A 16,933-nucleotide genomic window follows, 5' to 3' on the forward strand; every position below is an offset into this window, starting at 1 on the left:
GGCACAGGCCTTGGCTGTGCGCTCGCCGCTGCATGGGGCGGCGGATATTTTTTGCAGGCCCTATTGTGCAGGAAATCACAGTAAATAGTTGTTTCTGACTGCTACATCCTGGTGCATGCGGTGTTGCTCTGTTGCTGTGGTGCTGTGGCGTGGTATTCGCCCATTGCATCGTGCCGGCACCACGACCACGCAAAACAAAAAAGGCAGCCGGAGCTGCCTTTTCTGAGGGAAGTACTGATTACGCCTTCGAGACAGCAGTCTTCGAACCGACGGAACCGAACTTCTGGCGGAACTTCTCGACGCGGCCAGCGGTGTCGACGATCTTGTGCTTGCCGGTGTAGAACGGGTGCGATTCAGCCGAAACTTCGATCTTCACCAGGGGATATTGCTTGCCTTCGAACTCAGCGGTTTCGCGGGTGCCGATGGTGGAGCGGGTGATGAACTTGAAGTCGTTCGACACGTCGTGGAACAGGACTTCGCGGTAATCCGGGTGGATGCCTTCTTTCATGATTGCCTCAAGAGTAGTTTGGTAGCCAATCGCCACTTCGTCGGTCGCCCTGCTTCTTGACCCGATTGATGATCACTTGCCGGTTTGGAAAAGTCCGAAATTATACAATCAAATCAGGAGCTTGGGGCAAGGTGCGCAGTGCCCTGGCCGGTCCGGACGTGGTTTTTCGGGTTCATGGACGCGGATGGTATTGCGATTGTATTGCTCCTGATGCAATGAAAAACGGCATGTCTGCAAGCAGGCATGCCGTTTCGCCGGTGGGTGACCGGATGATGCAGTGATGCGTTTAGTTGCCGCGACGCATCATGTCGAAGAACTCGGCGTTGTTCTTGGTGGACTTCATCTTGTCGAGGATGAATTCCATCGCTTCGATCTCGTCCATGTCGTACATCAGCTTGCGCAGCACCCAGATCTTCTGCAACTGGTCGGGCTTGATCAGCAGCTCTTCACGGCGGGTGCCGGACTTGGAGAGGTTGATGGCCGGGTAGACGCGCTTCTCGGCCAGGCGACGCTCCAGGTGGACTTCCATGTTGCCGGTACCCTTGAATTCTTCAAAGATCACGTCATCCATGCGCGAGCCGGTTTCGATCAGGGCGGTGGCGATGATGGTCAGCGAGCCGCCTTCTTCCACATTGCGCGCCGCGCCAAAGAAACGCTTCGGGCGCTGCAGGGCGTTGGCGTCCACACCGCCGGTGAGCACCTTGCCGGAGGCCGGGATGACGGTGTTGTAGGCGCGTGCCAGGCGGGTGATCGAGTCCAGCAGGATGACCACGTCCTTCTTCATTTCGACCAGGCGCTTGGCCTTTTCCAGCACCATTTCGGCGACCTGCACGTGACGCGTGGCCGGTTCGTCGAAGGTGGAGGCGACCACTTCGCCGCGCACCGAGCGCTGCATTTCGGTCACTTCTTCCGGGCGTTCGTCGATCAGCAGCACGATCATCACGGTGTCCGGATGATTGGTGGTGATGGCGTGGGCGATGTGTTGCAGCATCACCGACTTGCCCGATTTGGGCGAGGCCACCAGCAGGCCGCGCTGGCCGCGACCGACCGGGGCGATCAGGTCGATGATGCGGCCGGTGATGTTTTCCTCGCCGCGCATCTCGCGCTCAAGCTGCAGCAGCTTGTTGGGGTGCAGCGGGGTGAGGTTTTCAAACAGGATGCGGTGCTTGGAGGCTTCCGGCGGTTCGCCGTTGACCTTGTCGACCTTGACCAGGGCGAAATAGCGCTCGCCGTCCTTGGGCGTGCGCACTTCACCTTCGATGGAGTCGCCGGTGTGCAGGTTGAAACGGCGGATCTGCGAAGGTGAGATATAGATGTCGTCGGTGGACGCCATGTAGCTGGCGTCGGGCGAGCGCAGGAAGCCGAAGCCGTCAGGCAGCACTTCCAGGGCGCCATCGCCAAAAATCTGTTCTCCTGATTTTGCGCGCTTCTTCAGGATGGCAAACATCAACTCCTGTTTGCGCAGGCGCGCAGCGTTCTCGATGTCCAGGCTGATTGCCATTTCCAGCAAGGCAGAGACGTGCATCGCTTTTAGTTCTGATAAGTGCATATGAGTGTCCCGGGACGGGATAAGTAAAGGTGGGGGAGGGAATTGCGTGGTGTGAGTCTGGGGTCAAGCCCGGCCTGTTGTGCCGGACAGACGGCAGCGCGAGCGCGCCGCCGTCGGATATTACATCAGATGTTGCTGTCGATGAACGAAACCAGCTGGCCCTTGGCCAGTGCGCCGACCTTCTGGGCTGCGGCTGCACCGTTCTTGAACAGGATCAGGGTCGGGATGCCGCGGATGCCGAACTTGGCCGGAATGGCCTGGTTGGAATCCACATCCAGCTTGGCGATCTGCAGCTTGCCGTCGTATTCTTTGGCGACTTCTTCCAGGATCGGGGCGATGGCCTTGCAGGGACCGCACCATTCGGCCCAGAAATCAACCAGCACGGGCTTGTCGGACTTCAGCACGTCAGCTTCGAAGGAGGCGTCGGTAATATGTTTGATATGTTCGCTCATGGCATTTCCTCGGTATGAGGGAGGTCTAGTAAGTAGTCAATTAGCGCCGGTGGACACATACCATCATGCCTGGCGTGAGCCATCAACGCTTCCGGAGTTGCTTGGTCTACGTGGAGTCGTTGCGCGCCGATTCAAGTTGTATTTGAAGCGCGGCAGGGGTAAGCGGCGGGGTACAGGAACAATCATAACCCATTTTGAGGGAATGTGTAGACGCAGCGGCCCGGGCTTGTTGTGTCTCGTCCTCACGCCGGCTGCAGGCTGGCCGACGAGTACCGACGCGGCTTTGCAGGCGATCTGCTGGCAAAAAATGCGCAAGCGCCAGGACCTGCTGGCATACAATGCGCAGCAGTCCGGGGCGCACTGCGATTGAAAATATCTCTTGCTTCGAGAGAAAAATACAATCGCCGCCAGCCCTGGAAGGGGCCTCGTGCTCGCCCGATGTGGCCTGACCTGGCGCCCTGGTTTCCTCAATCGCCCTGATTCAATCCCGAGAACGCATGCTGTCAGCCACCGTCCCGATCGCTCCCACTCCCGACTTCTGGCAACAGGCCGTGCGTCTGTTGCTGCGCGAAGGCCAGCCACTGGGCCAGGCCCTGCACAGCGAGACGCAGGCCGCCGCAGCGCTGGATTTCTCGGGCGTGCAGCTGATGGTGCCGGCCTTCTCCCACGCGCAGAACTTCAAGGCCGCGCTGGCGCGCGAACTGCGCCGGCCCTTCATCGCACCGCGCATCAATACCCTCTCGGGCTTGCTGGCCATGCAGGTCCCGGGCGAGAGCGCACCGCCGTCCGAGAGCGAACGCCTGATGCAGCTCTACGCCCAGCTGCGCGAGCACGGCTGGTTGAAGAAGATGTTTTCCGCGCGCCGCAATGCCGATCTCCTGCCCTTGGCCCATACCTTGCTGGCGTTGTCGGACGAGCTGACGCTGGCGCTCTTGCCCGAGATCCGTGCCAGCGCCGAGGGCGAGCAGGCCGCTGTCGGCCGCTGGGCGCAGGCCCTGGCCCAACTGCTGGAACCGCTGGCGCCGTCGGCGCATGGCATGTTGTCCGACGAGGCCGCGCTGGTGTGGCAGGTCTGGAAGACCCAGCTGGATGCCAACGACCGCATCGTGCAGCGCTTTGACGCCATGCTGGCCTTGGCCGAACGCGCCAGCCTGCCGCTGGTGTGGGTCAGCCCCACTGCCCCGGAACCGCTGGACGCAGCCTTCCTGGCCACCTATGGCAGGCATCAGCCGGTACGCATCGTCACCCTCGACTGGGGCCGCCAGGCCATCGCGCCATTGCATCCGGTCTATCTGGCGGCATGGGAAGAACTGGTGGCCGGGGATGAAGGCGTACCGCCGGCCTTCCTCGAACCGGCCTCCCTGCCGGCCCCGGCCCCGGTCAAGGCTCCCGCGCTGCCGCTGCTCTGTCCGGCGCCGGACCTGGAGAGTGCCGCCGTGCAGAGCGCACAGATCGTGCTGCGTTGGCTGGAGCAGGGCAAGGGTGAGATCGCCATCGTCGCACAGGACCGGGTCACCGCGCGCCGTTTGCGGGCCCTGCTGGAACGCGCCGAAGTGGCCGTGGCCGACGAGACCGGCTGGAAGCTGTCCACCACCCGCGCCGCCGCCGCGCTGGCCGCCTGGAACGATCTGGTGTCGGCCTGTGGCGAGACCAATGCCCTGCTGGACCTGCTGAAGTCGCCCTTCGTCTTTCCCGATGACCCGGACCGCGCCGATCGCGTCATGCGCATCGAAGCCCGCCTGCGTCGCGCCAATATCGCCGGTGACTGGCAAGCCCTGCAATCGGCCTTCGCGCAGGCGGAGGATGGCGCCGACCTCGCCTGCATCACCTTGCTGGCCCGCCAGGCCGCCCGTTTCGGCGGTCGCAAGACCCTGGCGCAATGGTGTGACACCCAGCGCGCCCTGTGTCAGGCCCTGGGCATGGAGAACGCACTGCGCGACGATGGCGCGGGCGAACAATGCCTCCTGATGCTGGACGACATCGCCGCCGGGCAAGGTGGCCTGGAAGACAGTTTCTCCTTTGCCGAGTGGCGTGCACTGTTGAACCTGCGCCTCGATGCCACTTCCTACATGCCGCCCATCAAGGATCGGCGGGTGGTGATGCTGCCGCTCAATGGCGCCCGCCTGCGTCGCTTCGACGCGGTACTGGTGATCGGTGCCGATGCCGCGCACCTGCCATCGCCACCGCAGGAAACGCTGTTCTTTTCCAATGCCGTGCGGCGCGAACTGAACCTGGTCACGCGCGCCGAACGCCAGCGCCAGCAACTGCGCGACCTGACCGAACTGCTGTGCGTGAACCCCGAGGTGGTGCTGTGCTGGCAGACCCATCAGGACGGCGAACCCAACCCGGTCAGCCCCTGGATACAGCGCCTGGAACTGAAGCTGGCGCAGCAGGGCATGACGCCGTTGCGCAATGTGCATTGGCAGGCGCCGCTGCGCAAGCTGCAGGCGCAGCGTTCATCCATGCCGGCACCCAGCGCGCCGGAGCTGTTGCCGTCCAGCCTGTCGGCCAGCGGCTTCGGCAGTTTCCTGGCCTGCCCCTACCAGTTCTTCGCGGCGCGCATGTTGCGCGTGGCCGTGATGGACGAGCTCTCCGACCTGCCCGAAAAACGCGACTACGGCAGTTGGTTGCATGAAATCCTGCATCGCTATCACGCCCACCTGCGTGAGCAGGCCACGCCGCTGGCGGCACGTCCCGCTCTGCTGGCCGGCATCTCGGAAGAGGTGTTCCAGCGCGAGATGCAGCGTCATCCTGCGGCGCTGGCCTTCCACGCCCGCTGGCAGAAGGTGATGCCAGCCTACCTGCTCTGGGCCAATGAACGCGAGGCCGATGGCTGGCAGTTCGTCTTCGGTGAGCAGTCTCAGTCGCAAGCGCTGTCCTGGCAGGATGGCGGCATCGAACTGTATGGTCGCCTGGATCGGGTGGATGAGAATGCGCAGGGCGAGCGCGCTCTGCTGGACTACAAGACTCGCAGCGTCGCCAGCCTCAGGCAGAAGGTCAAGGAAGAGGATGATCATCAACTGGCCTTCTATGGCCTGCTGGCCGGCGGCGCAATAGAACACGCCCATTACGTGGCCCTCGAACTGGGCAGCGACAAGAAGACCGGCGACGCCGCTGCCCCCGATTTCCTCCGCAAGCAAGACATGCTCAAGCAACAGATCACCACCACCCTGCGTCAGGTGGCGCAGGGCGCGCCGCTACCGGCCAATGGCATCGAATCGGTATGCCAGTACTGCGATATGCGCGGCCTCTGCCGCAAGGGAGCCTGGCTGTGAGCACCGGCGAGATGAAGAAACCCGCTCCGGCGGCCTACGAGATCGACGGCACTGCCGTCGAGGCCGCCCAGTTCACCCGCGCCGCCTGCGATCCGCGCCACTCGGTGGTGGTGGAAGCCTGCGCCGGCAGCGGCAAGACCTGGCTGCTGGTGGCACGCATGCTGCGGCTGTTGCTCTCGGGCGCCCAGGCGCCTGAACTGCTGGCCATCACCTTCACCCGCAAGGCCGCGCAGGAAATGCGCGAGCGCCTGATGGAGCTCTTGCATGAACTGGCGCTGGCCGATGAGGCCGGGGCCGCCGCACTGCTGCGCGAGCGCGGCGTGGCCGAGGCCGATCTGTCGCGGTTGCTGCCGGTGGCACGCGGCCTGTATGAGCGCATCCTGTCGTCCGAACAGAGCCTGTCCATCGACACCTTCCATAGCTGGTTTGCACGCCTGCTGCAGATCGCGCCGCTGGCCTCGGGCGTGCCGCATGGCTATACCCTCACCGAGAAGAATGGCGAGCTGCTGGACGAGGCCTATCGCCGCTTCATGCAGAAGCTGCGCAACCCCGAGGGCGAGCGCATCAAGGCTGCCTTGCTGGAACTGTATGAACTGGCTGGCGACTTCAATGCCCGCCAGTTGCTGGACGCCTTCATCGACAAGCGTGCCGAATGGTGGGCCGCGACCCAGCACGATGGCGACGACAGTGAAGAGATCGATACGCCGACCCCGCTGCTGTGGCTGCAAGCCCTGTGCGGCGAGGATGCGCTGCGCGACGCGCGACTGTCGTTGTGGAATGACGCTGCCCTGGTGGACCGCGCCAGTCGTATCGCCATCCTGCTGGGGCAGGGCGGTGCCGCCAACAAGACCCGGGCCGTGGCCATCGAATCTGCGCTGACCGCCGGGCCGGCGCTGGCGCACTTCGACGCGCTGTACAGCCAGTTCTTCGACGACAAGGACAAGCCGCGCAAGAACGGCAAGGTGAAATCCCTGCTGGCGGCAGTGGTGCAGCATTTCCAGGTGAGCGAAGATGCCGCGCTGGAGGCCTTCGACAGCGAATTCAATGCCGTCGGCACCGAGTTGCGCAAGTTGCAGGGACGCAGCAAGGAAAAGCAGGTACTGCAGCTCAATGGCGCCCTCTTCATCGCTGGCCGCGCCTATCTCGACAGCTATCAGGAAGTGAAATCGGAACAGCGCGTGCTGGACTTCGCCGACCTCGAATGGCAGGCCTATCGCCTGCTCAATGACGAGGCCAGTGCCGCCTACCTGCAGACCCGGCTGGATGCCCGCTACAAGCACATCCTGCTGGACGAATTCCAGGACACCAACCCGCTGCAATGGAGCATCGTGCGTTCCTGGCTGCGTGCCTATGGCGGCGATGCGGCGCAACCGAGCGTGTTCGTGGTGGGGGACCCCAAGCAATCGATCTATCGCTTCCGGCGTGCTGAGCCCCGGGTGTTCGTGGCGGCGCGTGACCTGTTGCGCGCGCAGGGCGCGGCGGTGCTGCGCGCCAACCAGACGCGGCGCAATGCCAGTGCCGTGGTCGAGGTGCTCAATCGCTCATTCGTGCGCGGCGGCAATCCGCTGTTCGCCCAGCAGACCACGCTGGGCCTGGAGGGAGGCGAGGTGTGGCGCCTGCCGTTGGTGCGGCAGGAGGAAGGTGCAGAAAACGTCAACGACGAAGACGCCGAGGCCAGTGACCCGGCGCCCGTGATCGCCTGGCGCAATCCACTGACCACGGCACGCGGCGAGGAAGACGATGCCCGTCGCCTGCTGGAGGGGCAGGCGCTGGCGCAGGCGCTGCTCAAGGCCAGCCGCGAAGTGCCGGTGGTGGATGGCAAGTCGACCCGGCCCATGCGCTGGAGCGACATCATGCTGCTGGTGCGCAAGCGCAGCCACCTGGCGGCCTATGAAAGTGCCTTGCGCGCAGCCGGCATCCCCTTCATCTCGGACAGGCGCGGTGGTCTGCTGGAATCGCTGGAGATCGCCGACCTGATCGCGCTGCTGACCTTCCTCATCACCCCCAACGACACGCGGGCGCTGGCGCACGTCCTCAAGAGTCCCATCATCGGCGCGTCCGACGACGATCTGGTGCAGATCGCCCGCCGTGCCGCACAGGCCGATGGCGGCCACTGGTGGCAGCACATGCTGGCCATGCAGCAGGAGGGTGTGGCCTCGGCCGCGCTGGTGCGCGCGACCGGTATGCTGCAACGCTGGCTGCAGGCGGCGCCGCACCTGCCGGTGCATGATCTGCTGGACATGATCCTGCACCAGGGCGACCTGGTCGCGCGCTATGCCCAGTACGCCTCGCCGCTGACGCGCAGCCAGACCCTGGGCAATATCGCCGCCTTCGTGGAGCTGTCGTTGAACATGGATGCCGGACGTTATCCCAGCCTGCCCAAGTTCATCGACGCGCTGCGCGTGTTGCAGCGCAGTGCCGGTGGCGATGCGCCCGACGAGGCCAGCGTGGATGCCAGCGCCGATGCCGTTCGCATCCTCACCGTACACAGCGCCAAGGGGCTGGAGGCACCGGTGGTGGCGATCCTGGATGCCAATCACAGCGAATCGGTGGAAGACAACCTGGGCATCATCTGCGAATGGCCGCAGGATCAGGATGCGCCGACGCATTTCTCCGCCTTCGGCCGTCGTAGCGAACGTGGTGCGGCGCGTCAGCGCCTGTTCGACGAAGAGGATGCCCTGCGTCAGCAGGAAGACTGGAACCTGCTCTACGTCGCCGTCACCCGCGCCAAGCAATTGCTGCTGGTGTCGGGCGTGGCCGGCACCCGTGGCGCAGGGGAGGGCGGTGTGGTGGCAGGTAGCTGGTACGAGCGCCTCTTCGCCAGCGATGCCCCGGTGCGCGAGATCAGCGAGGAGGCGGTGCAGGGCGCGCAGGCGGCAGCGCTGGAAGAGCGCTTCGAGCTGTCGCTGTTCGAGCCGCGGCCGGTTCCGTTGTCGCTGTTCGGTGCGGGCACTGGCTCTGGCGCTGGCGAGGCCGAAACGCCGACCGTCGTGGCCGAAGACGGCACCCTGGTCGCCAGCGAAGCCATCGACGAAGGCGTGGCTCTGCACGCGTTGCTGGAACGCCTGACCCATGCCCAGGCCTGGCCGCTGGCGCTGCCCGCGCCCGCGGTGCTGGTGCGCTGGTTGGGCGTGTCGGCGGAGATGGCGCAGGTGGTGCATGCGCAGGCGCGCCAGATGCTGGCGCAACCGCAGCTGGAACGCTTCTTCAATCCGGCCCTGCACCGCTGGGCGCGCAACGAGATGGAGATCGTTTCCACCAGCGGTGTGATGCGCCTGGACCGGGTCGTGATGTTCGAGGATGAAGTCTGGGTGCTCGATTACAAGCGGCGCCTGCTCGATAGCGAACGCGCCGATTACGCCGCACAACTGGCGCGCTATCGCAGCGCGCTCGTGTCGGTCTTTTCTGACATGCGAATCAGGTCTGCGCTGATTACCGCAGATGGGACGCTGGTGGAACATTGAGGCTCCCCCAACTACCGTCATCCACTCCATGCGCTTCGGATAAGTTCCAGAAATTCAATAAACATCAAATCAGGAAGTTTAAATTTTCCGTTGTAAGATAAAAAAGATCATCGCAGAGGGCAAGAGTGATATCTTCGGTGCTCCGTGATTGTTGGCAACTTGGTTTTGTTAGTAATTCCTCGTTGATCAATCCGGGTCCGATCGCATCGGGTAGTCATGCATCGCCAGGCCGATCCGGCTATCCACGCTCGCACGCTTGCACGCTCATGCGATCTACGCATGGTCCCCGTCTGGTCCCCGCACCGGGCGCGGTTCCAACAACCTAATCGTTCTACAGGAGGAGATATGGAGTGGGCTCTTCCGTCTTTCACCCTCGCACAGACGCTGCAATGGAATGCCTTGCTGGTATTCGGCGGTCTGTTGCTGTTCGGGCTGATCGCGGGCTACGTAGTTTCCAAGTCCCCATGGGTGCCACGCATCACGGGTTATCTGCTGGTCGGTTTCCTGCTCGGTGCGGGCGGCTTCAACCTGCTTTCGGGCGAAGTGCTCAAGGTCACCAATATCTTTGCCGACATCGCCGTGGCACTGGTGGTGTATCAGCTGGGTCGCTATGTCGATATCGGCTGGCTGCGTCGCGAGAAGTGGCTGATGATCACCGTGGCCGTGTCGGCGGTGCTGTGCTTCGGCTTCGTCAGCATTGCGCTGACCTGGTTCGGTACCGATTCGGTGATGGCGCTGCTGGGCGGCGTGATGGCCATCGCTACGGCTCCGGCCGTGGTGCTGGTGGTATTGCGCGACCTCAAGGCCGAAGGCCAGGTCACGCGCCGCCTCGCCGCCATGACGGCCTTGAACAATTTCGTCGCCGTGCTGGCCGCCTATGCGCTCTTGCCGGTGATTGCGCACGAGGCCGGCACGCCCGTGGCCACGCTGATCCAGCACACCCTGTATTCGCTGGTGGGCTCGGCTGTCCTGGCCTACCTGACCTATTGGCTGATGATGCCGCTGGCACGCCTGCTGGGTCGCGAGAACAGCTCGCAGTTCGTGCTGGTGATCTCGGTGATCGCGCTGGCCATCGGTGTGGCGCATGCGCTGCACCTGCCGGTGATGCTGACCATGCTGATCTTCGCCATCCTCTCCAAGAACCTGGATCGGCAGTTCGATCTGATGGAGCTGGAATTCGGCGTCGCCAATGAATTGTTCGTGGTGATGCTGTTCGTCACCGTGGGGGCCTCGATGAAGCTGTCGGACCTGGGCCTGCTGGGCTTCTCGGTGCTGATCCTGATCGCTGCCCGCTTCCTGGCGATGGGGCTGGGCATCTTCCTGTTCGCGCGCTTTGCACGCATGAACTGGCGCCAGGCCGGCCTGCTCACGCTGGGTACCCTGCCCATGACCGAGGTCGGCGTGGGCCTGATGCAGACCGTGTCTTCGCTGTACCCGCACACCACGGCCAATGTGCTGCCGCTGCTGGCGGGCAGCATGGTGGTCCTGGAATTCCTGGGGCCGGTGGCGACACAGTTTGCCCTGATCAAATCTGGAGAGAGTGGACGCGAATGAATACCGAGACACTGATCCGCAATGAACAAGACGCCGCTGCGAGCCAGGCCCATGTGGCCGGTCCGCAGGGCAGCGCCGGTATCCTGCCGTTCGGTTCTTCCACGCCCTTTACCATGGGCATCGAGCTGGAACTGCAACTGGTCAACCGCCGCAACTACAACCTGGCCAGCGATGCGGTCGATCTGCTGAACTGGATCGAGCCGCGCGACCTGCAAAAGCAGATCAAGCTGGAAATGACGCAGGGCATGATCGAGCTCAATTCGGGCATCCATACCCGCGTCGATGAACTGATCGAAGAGCTCAAGGGCTTGCGCGCCGCCTTGAACAAGGGCGCGCAATACCTCAACATCGACGTCTCCGGCGGTGGCGCGCATCCCTTCCAGCACTGGAATGAACAGCGCATCACGCCCAGCGAGCGTTTCCATTACCTGCACGAGAAATACGGCTACCTGGCCAAGACCTTCACGGTGTTCGGCCAGCACATCCACATCGGGGTGGAGAATGGCGACGATGCGCTGTACCTCACGCACGGCTTTTCGCGTTACGTGCCGCATTTCATCGCACTCTCGGCGGCGTCGCCGTTCTACCAGGGTGCCGATACCAAGTTCGATTCCTCACGCAGCAATGTGGTACGCGCCTTCCCGTTGTCGGGCACGGCCCCGGTCCACACCCGCTGGGCCGAGTTCGAGACCTACTACGATGAGTTGCACCAGATGGGCATCATCGCCAGCATGAAGGATTTCTACTGGGACATCCGTCCCAAGCCGGAATACGGCACCGTGGAAATCCGCGTCTGCGATACGCCCCTGACCATCGAGCATGCGGCACACCTGGGCGCCTATGCCCAGCTGCTGGCACGCTGGATCCTGACTGAACGTCCCTTCGTGGTGGGTGACGATTTCTACCTGCTGTACCAGTTCAACCGATTCGAGGCCAGCCGTTTTGGCCTGAACGGTCAGTTGGCATTGCATGGCGCCACGCCTTCGCAGTCGCGCAAGCTGCCCATCTTCGAACATCTGCTGCAGCAGTTGCAGTTGCTGGAACCCTACGTGGCCAACGAGGCCGAGCACCAGACCATCGTGCGCCTGCGTCGCATTGCGCATGACCGGCTCTCGGACGCCAACTGGCTGCGCCAGATGTTCGCCCAGCGCGGATCGCTCAATGACATGATGCGGCTGTCCTCGGAGTTGTGGATGGGCGTGGAGCCGCCGCCGTATTTCCAGTAACCGATATGTCGCTATCCATGATTTCCACCGCAAGGCGGTGAGCTTGAGTTGAGGTGTCCGCCCGCCCGGGTGATTGCAGAGCACACGGGACGGCGGCGAGAAGGCAGGGGGGCCGGTGTCGCAAGATGCCGGCCCCTTGTCTTTGTGATCGTTGTTTCCTGGCTCTTGTGCGCAAGGGCCGGGATCGCCGACAATCACGGCTTTTGAAGCGACCTCGGGCTGCACCGAGATGCGTGCCGGAGCCAGCATGAACCACCATTCCCCCAAGCATTTTGATGTCGCCGTCATCGGCGCCGGCGCGGCCGGCATGATGTGCGCCGCCGTGGCCGGCCAGCGTGGCCGGCGCGTGGTCCTGATCGACCATGCCGGCAAGCTGGCCGAGAAGATCCGCATCTCCGGGGGCGGGCGCTGCAATTTCACCAATGTGGGCGCCGGGCCACAGCATTATCTTTCGCAGAATCCGCATTTCTGCCGCAGCGCCCTGTCGCGCTATACCCCACAGGACTTCATCGGACTGGTCAAGCGCCACCGCATCGGTTTTCACGAAAAGCACAAGGGCCAGCTGTTCTGCGACGATTCAGCCGAGGACATCATCGCCATGCTCAAGGCCGAATGCGAGACCGGCAACGTCAGCTGGCGCATGCCCTGCACCGTGCATGAGGTCGGCAAGAGTGGCGAGCTGTTCCGCATCGCCACCAGTGCCGGCGAAATCCAGGCGGCGAGCCTGGTGATCGCCACCGGCGGACTGTCCATTCCCAAGATCGGCGCCACCGATTTCGCCTACCGCATCGCCCGCCAGTTCGATCTCAAGCTGATCGAACCGCGCCCAGGGCTGGTGCCGCTGACCTTCGATGGCAAGGGCTGGCAATCGCTGGTGGAGCTGGCCGGCATCGCCCTGGAGGTGGAAGTGGAAACCGGGGTGAAGAAGGAGCGGGGTTATTTCCTGGAAGACCTGCTGTTTACCCATCGTGGCCTGTCCGGCCCGGCCATCCTGCAGATTTCCAGCTTCTGGAAGCCGGGCGCGCCGCTGACCCTGAACCTGCTGCCGCAACTGGATGTGGCCGAGACACTGATCGAGGGCAAGGGGACGCTCAAGAAGAACCTGGGCAACCTGCTCGCGCAATGGCTGCCCAACCGCCTGGCCGAGGGCTGGCTCCAGATCCATGGCTTCGATGCCGGCGCGCGCATTGCCGACATGCCGGACAAGGCACTCAAGAAGCTGGGCGACTCCCTCAACCGCTGGGTGATCGTCCCCAGCGGCTCGGAAGGCTATCGCAAGGCCGAGGTCACCCTGGGTGGCGTCGATACCCGCGAGCTGTCGCAACAGACCATGATGGCCAACAAGGTGCCGGGCCTGCATTTCATCGGCGAGGCCACTGACGTCACTGGCTGGCTGGGTGGCTACAACTTCCAGTGGGCCTGGGCCTCGGGTGTGGCGGCCGGTTCGGCGGTGTGAGGCGAAGTTGGTGGTGAGGTTGCTGACGTTGCAGATGGCAAGGGTGGAATTTTTCGTCCGCTTCCCTTGACTTCAGGTGAAGCATCATCTTGACTGTGATAAGTGACTGATTCTTATCCGTTTTTTACTGGCGGGGTGGAAAAAAAGCCACGTTTGGCCTTCCAATCGGGTGTCAGTACTGCTACAATCGCTTTCTTTGCTATCCAACCTAACCTTTTTGGTTTGAATTTACATGACCACTATTCGCGTTAAAGAGAACGAGCCGTTCGAAGTTGCAATGCGTCGCTTCAAGCGCACCATCGAGAAGACCGGTCTGCTGACCGAACTGCGCGCACGCGAGTTCTACGAAAAGCCGACCGCTGAGCGCAAGCGCAAGCTGGCTGCTGCCGTGAAGCGTCATTACAAGCGCATCCGCAGCCAACAGCTGCCGAAGAAGCTGTACTAAGAATTTTCTGCCGCGCCCAGGTGCGGCCGATGTGTAAACCCGCTCCGGTGTTGGTCCGCAGCGGGTTTTCGCTTTTTTCCTCATTTGTTCGCTGGTTCGTCACCTTGAGCCTGCCCGTCCTGGATTTTCTTCTCTGAAACCCCAGATATGAAGCAAAGGTAGCGATTCGGGCTGGCGATAAGCCCATCCATGTTCTACGATCCTATGACAGGCGGCCACCTTGCCGCCTGGAACACTGGATGCGGGATGGCGCCAGATTGCAGAATACTCATCCACCTCATCTTCGGAGTACCCCATGGGTTTGAAAGAGCAGATCACGGAAGACATGAAGGCGGCCATGCGCGCCAAGGAAATGGGCAAGCTGGGCACCATCCGCCTCTTGACCGCCGCGATGAAGCAGAAGGAAGTCGATGAACGCGTCGAACTGACCGACGCCCACGTGCTGGCCATCATCGACAAGATGGTCAAGCAGCGCAAGGATTCCATCTCCCAGTTCGAAGCCGGTGGTCGCCAGGATCTGGCCGACATCGAAAAGGCCGAGCTGGCGGTGCTGGCGGCCTACATGCCGGCCAGCCTGTCGGATGACGAGATCAAGGCCGAGGTACAGGCTGCCGTGGCTGCCACGGGCGCAGCCGGTCCGCAGGACATGGGCAAGGTCATGGGCGTGTTGAAGCCCAAGCTGGCCGGTCGTGCCGACATGACGGCGGTGTCCGCGCTGGTCAAGGCCGCGCTGGCGTCCTGATCGGGCTGCCGCTCTTCCTGCCACTGGCTCCGTCCATTCGTCCGCAACCCAGGTGATTCCACAGTCGTTCATCCAGGACCTGCTCAACCGCGTCGACATCGTCGACGTGGTGGGACGTTACGTGCAGCTGAAGAAGGGTGGCGCCAACTTCATGGGCCTGTGCCCCTTCCACAACGAGAAATCCCCCAGCTTCACCGTCAGCCCGACCAAGCAGTTCTATCACTGCTTCGGCTGTGGCGCGCACGGTACCGCGATCAGTTTCCTGATCGAGTATTCCGGCATGGGTTTCGTGGAAGCGGTCAAGGATCTGGCCCAGAACGTGGGCATGGTGGTGCCCGAGCGCGAAGACAGCATCCCCCTGGCCCAGCGCCAGGAAAAGCAGGCCAAGAGCATGGCCTTGTCGGATGTGATGACGCGCGCCAATGACTTTTACCGGCACCAGCTGCGCGGCGCCCAGATTGCCATCGACTATCTCAAGGGGCGAGGCCTGACCGGCGAGATCGCCGCCCGCTTCGGCCTGGGCTATTCGCCCGACGAGTGGGACAGCCTGCGTCAGGTCTTCCCCGATTACGAGAACGAGGCCCTGGTCGAATCGGGCCTGGTGATCGACAAGAGCGAAGAGGGCGGCGCCCACCGCAAGCGTTACGACCGCTTCCGGGGCCGCGTCATGTTCCCCATCCGCAATACCAAGGGCCAGGTGATCGGCTTTGGCGGCCGCGTGATGGATGGGGGCGAACCCAAGTACCTGAACTCGCCCGAAACCCCGCTGTTCCAGAAGGGCAGCGAACTGTACGGCCTGTTCGAGGCGCGCCAGGCGATTCGCGAGGCCGGCTATGCGCTGGTGACCGAAGGTTATATGGATGTGGTGGCGCTGGCCCAGCTGGGCTTCCCGCAAGCGGTGGCCACGCTGGGAACGGCCTGCACCCCGATCCACGTGCAGAAGCTGTTGCGCCAGACCGACCAGGTGATCTTCAGCTTCGACGGCGACAACGCCGGCCGCCGTGCCGCGCGCCGCGCGCTGGAAGCCTGCCTGCCGTATGCCTCGGACAACAAGACCATCAAGTTCCTGTTCCTGCCCAAGGAGCACGACCCCGACAGTTACGTGCGCGAGATGGGTGCCCCGGCCTTCGAGGAACAGATTCGCGAAGCGCTGCCGTTGTCGCAGTTCCTGCTGCGGGAAATCATCGGCGAGAACGACCTGCGCTCCCCGGAAGGCCGCGCCCATGCACAGTTTGCGGCCAAGCCCATGCTGCAGGCCTTGCCGGCATCGGCCTTGCGCCTGCAGATCGTGCGCAGCATCGCCCAGGCCACGCAGTCAACCGCGGCCGAGCTTGAGGCATTGTTTGAACTGGAAAAACCGGTCGCCCGCGTACGCGCCGCACCGCCGCGCAGCAAGCGTACCGCGCCGGTCGGCCTGGCGCGCCAGATCATGCGCCTGCTGGTGGCGCATCCGCAGTTGTCGGCCGACCTTGATGCCGGCGCGCTGGAAGCCATCGCCCGCATCGCTCCGGACCAGGCCGAGATGCTCGGGCAACTGGTCGGCGCCGCCCAGAGCATGGGCGAGCAGGCCAATTTCGCCGCCCTGGTCGAGCATCTGCGCGAGGGCGGCCCCGAGTTCGATTCGATGATCGCGGAAATCGCGGCCGAATCGGAATCCGAATTCGATGTGGTGCGGGCCGAGATGGCCGGCGCCATCCGCCAGGCCAGGATCCGCGCCCTCGACGAGGAGATGCAGATGCTGGTGACCTCGAACCTGCGCACCGAGGAAGAGCGCAACCGCTATCGCGAGCTGATGCAGCGCAAGGAATGGCTCAAGCGCCAGACCGGCGGTGCCGCCGTGGCGGGATGAGGATGGGCCGCCGTCGCCAGGGGCTGATGAGTAGCTGCTGGGGAGTGGGCGACGCGCTTGAAACAGGAGGATGGACATCGGTAACCCAGGTCATCGATGGCAGGGTCGCAGGAGCTGACAGGGCAGGTTTCCGGAAAACACGGTAAAGCCATGCAAATTGCCGTGATTTGTCCGCCGGATCGCCGGTGAATGGCCGAATATCGCGGCTTGATCCGGGAGAAAAGAGCCCCATCTGTGCTATACTATAGGGCTTTAGTTCCGCCGGATGGCTCTTGCATCCCCACCCTGCGGCACCATGTCTTCACCCCGGCGCATCGGGATGAAGGCCGGCAGACAGCGGTATCGCCTGCCGGATCGGGAATGGCACGACTGCCTGCCTTCCAGATCGATGGCCCGCCGGTAAAAAGGAACGT

The 16,933-nt window shown here is 63.3% G+C and carries 11 protein-coding genes; 8 read left to right on the forward strand and 3 right to left on the reverse strand.

Going from position 1 to position 16,933, the window contains the following annotated elements; translation table 11 throughout:
- Nucleotides 1–238: 238 nt before the first annotated feature.
- The 3 genes from HFRIS_RS08765 to trxA all read right to left on the reverse strand — a co-directional run bounded on the left by HFRIS_RS08765 (nt 239) and on the right by trxA (nt 2,509).
- Nucleotides 239–508: a type B 50S ribosomal protein L31 gene (locus HFRIS_RS08765; RefSeq protein ID WP_006462941.1), complete on the reverse strand. Its 270-nt coding sequence runs from the start codon at nt 506–508 to the stop codon at nt 239–241.
- Between the two features lie 286 nt (nt 509–794).
- Nucleotides 795–2,057, reverse strand: a complete 1,263-nt coding sequence (gene rho, locus HFRIS_RS08770) for a transcription termination factor Rho (RefSeq protein WP_006462942.1) — start codon at nt 2,055–2,057, stop codon at nt 795–797.
- A 125-nt stretch (nt 2,058–2,182) separates the two neighbouring features.
- Complete coding sequence (gene trxA, locus HFRIS_RS08775) at nt 2,183–2,509, reverse strand: thioredoxin TrxA (RefSeq protein ID WP_006462943.1); 327 nt, start codon at nt 2,507–2,509, stop codon at nt 2,183–2,185.
- A 497-nt stretch (nt 2,510–3,006) separates the two neighbouring features.
- Here trxA and HFRIS_RS08780 point away from each other — a divergent pair, with 497 nt between their 5' ends.
- The 8 genes from HFRIS_RS08780 (at nt 3,007) to dnaG (ending at nt 16,520) form a co-directional block, all read left to right on the forward strand.
- Nucleotides 3,007–5,784 (forward strand): PD-(D/E)XK nuclease family protein, encoded by a 2,778-nt coding sequence (locus HFRIS_RS08780; protein ID WP_006462944.1) that lies wholly within the window; start codon nt 3,007–3,009, stop codon nt 5,782–5,784.
- A gap of 11 nt (nt 5,785–5,795) precedes the next feature.
- Nucleotides 5,796–9,248, forward strand: coding sequence for a UvrD-helicase domain-containing protein (locus HFRIS_RS08785; RefSeq protein WP_244436277.1), 3,453 nt, complete (start codon nt 5,796–5,798; stop codon nt 9,246–9,248).
- A gap of 345 nt (nt 9,249–9,593) precedes the next feature.
- On the forward strand, nt 9,594–10,802 hold the full coding sequence (locus HFRIS_RS08790; protein ID WP_006462946.1) for a cation:proton antiporter: 1,209 nt from the start codon (nt 9,594–9,596) through the stop codon (nt 10,800–10,802).
- Nucleotides 10,799–12,028, forward strand: a complete 1,230-nt coding sequence (locus HFRIS_RS08795) for a YbdK family carboxylate-amine ligase (RefSeq protein ID WP_006462947.1) — start codon at nt 10,799–10,801, stop codon at nt 12,026–12,028. The genes HFRIS_RS08790 and HFRIS_RS08795 overlap by 4 nt, the downstream gene beginning before the upstream one ends.
- Nucleotides 12,029–12,275: 247 nt before the next feature.
- A complete protein-coding gene (locus HFRIS_RS08800) occupies nt 12,276–13,484 on the forward strand; it encodes a BaiN/RdsA family NAD(P)/FAD-dependent oxidoreductase (RefSeq protein ID WP_006462948.1) in 1,209 nt (402 codons plus the stop codon).
- Between the two features lie 232 nt (nt 13,485–13,716).
- A complete protein-coding gene (gene rpsU, locus HFRIS_RS08805; protein ID WP_006462949.1) occupies nt 13,717–13,929 on the forward strand; it encodes a 30S ribosomal protein S21 in 213 nt (70 codons plus the stop codon).
- Between the two features lie 295 nt (nt 13,930–14,224).
- Entirely contained in the window at nt 14,225–14,671 is a 447-nt protein-coding gene (locus HFRIS_RS08810) for a GatB/YqeY domain-containing protein (protein WP_006462950.1), read from the forward strand.
- A gap of 52 nt (nt 14,672–14,723) precedes the next feature.
- Nucleotides 14,724–16,520 (forward strand): DNA primase, encoded by a 1,797-nt coding sequence (gene dnaG, locus HFRIS_RS08815; protein ID WP_006462951.1) that lies wholly within the window; start codon nt 14,724–14,726, stop codon nt 16,518–16,520.
- Nucleotides 16,521–16,933: the final 413 nt, after the last annotated feature.

Origin of the sequence: Herbaspirillum frisingense GSF30 (assembly GCF_000300975.2) — a bacterium.
GTDB classification, from domain to species: Bacteria; Pseudomonadota; Gammaproteobacteria; order Burkholderiales; family Burkholderiaceae_D; genus Herbaspirillum; species Herbaspirillum frisingense.

Bases quoted from the DNA above. Each gene is read 5' to 3' on its own strand.
- HFRIS_RS08765 (WP_006462941.1), bottom strand. From the start codon at position 508: ATGAAAGAAGGCATCCACCCGGATTACCGCGAAGTCCTGTTCCACGAC.
- rho (WP_006462942.1), bottom strand. From the start codon at position 2,057: ATGCACTTATCAGAACTAAAAGCGATGCACGTCTCTGCCTTGCTGGAA.
- trxA (WP_006462943.1), bottom strand. From the start codon at position 2,509: ATGAGCGAACATATCAAACATATTACCGACGCCTCCTTCGAAGCTGAC.
- HFRIS_RS08780 (WP_006462944.1), top strand. From the start codon at position 3,007: ATGCTGTCAGCCACCGTCCCGATCGCTCCCACTCCCGACTTCTGGCAA.
- HFRIS_RS08785 (WP_244436277.1), top strand. From the start codon at position 5,796: ATGAAGAAACCCGCTCCGGCGGCCTACGAGATCGACGGCACTGCCGTC.
- HFRIS_RS08790 (WP_006462946.1), top strand. From the start codon at position 9,594: ATGGAGTGGGCTCTTCCGTCTTTCACCCTCGCACAGACGCTGCAATGG.
- HFRIS_RS08795 (WP_006462947.1), top strand. From the start codon at position 10,799: ATGAATACCGAGACACTGATCCGCAATGAACAAGACGCCGCTGCGAGC.
- HFRIS_RS08800 (WP_006462948.1), top strand. From the start codon at position 12,276: ATGAACCACCATTCCCCCAAGCATTTTGATGTCGCCGTCATCGGCGCC.
- rpsU (WP_006462949.1), top strand. From the start codon at position 13,717: ATGACCACTATTCGCGTTAAAGAGAACGAGCCGTTCGAAGTTGCAATG.
- HFRIS_RS08810 (WP_006462950.1), top strand. From the start codon at position 14,225: ATGGGTTTGAAAGAGCAGATCACGGAAGACATGAAGGCGGCCATGCGC.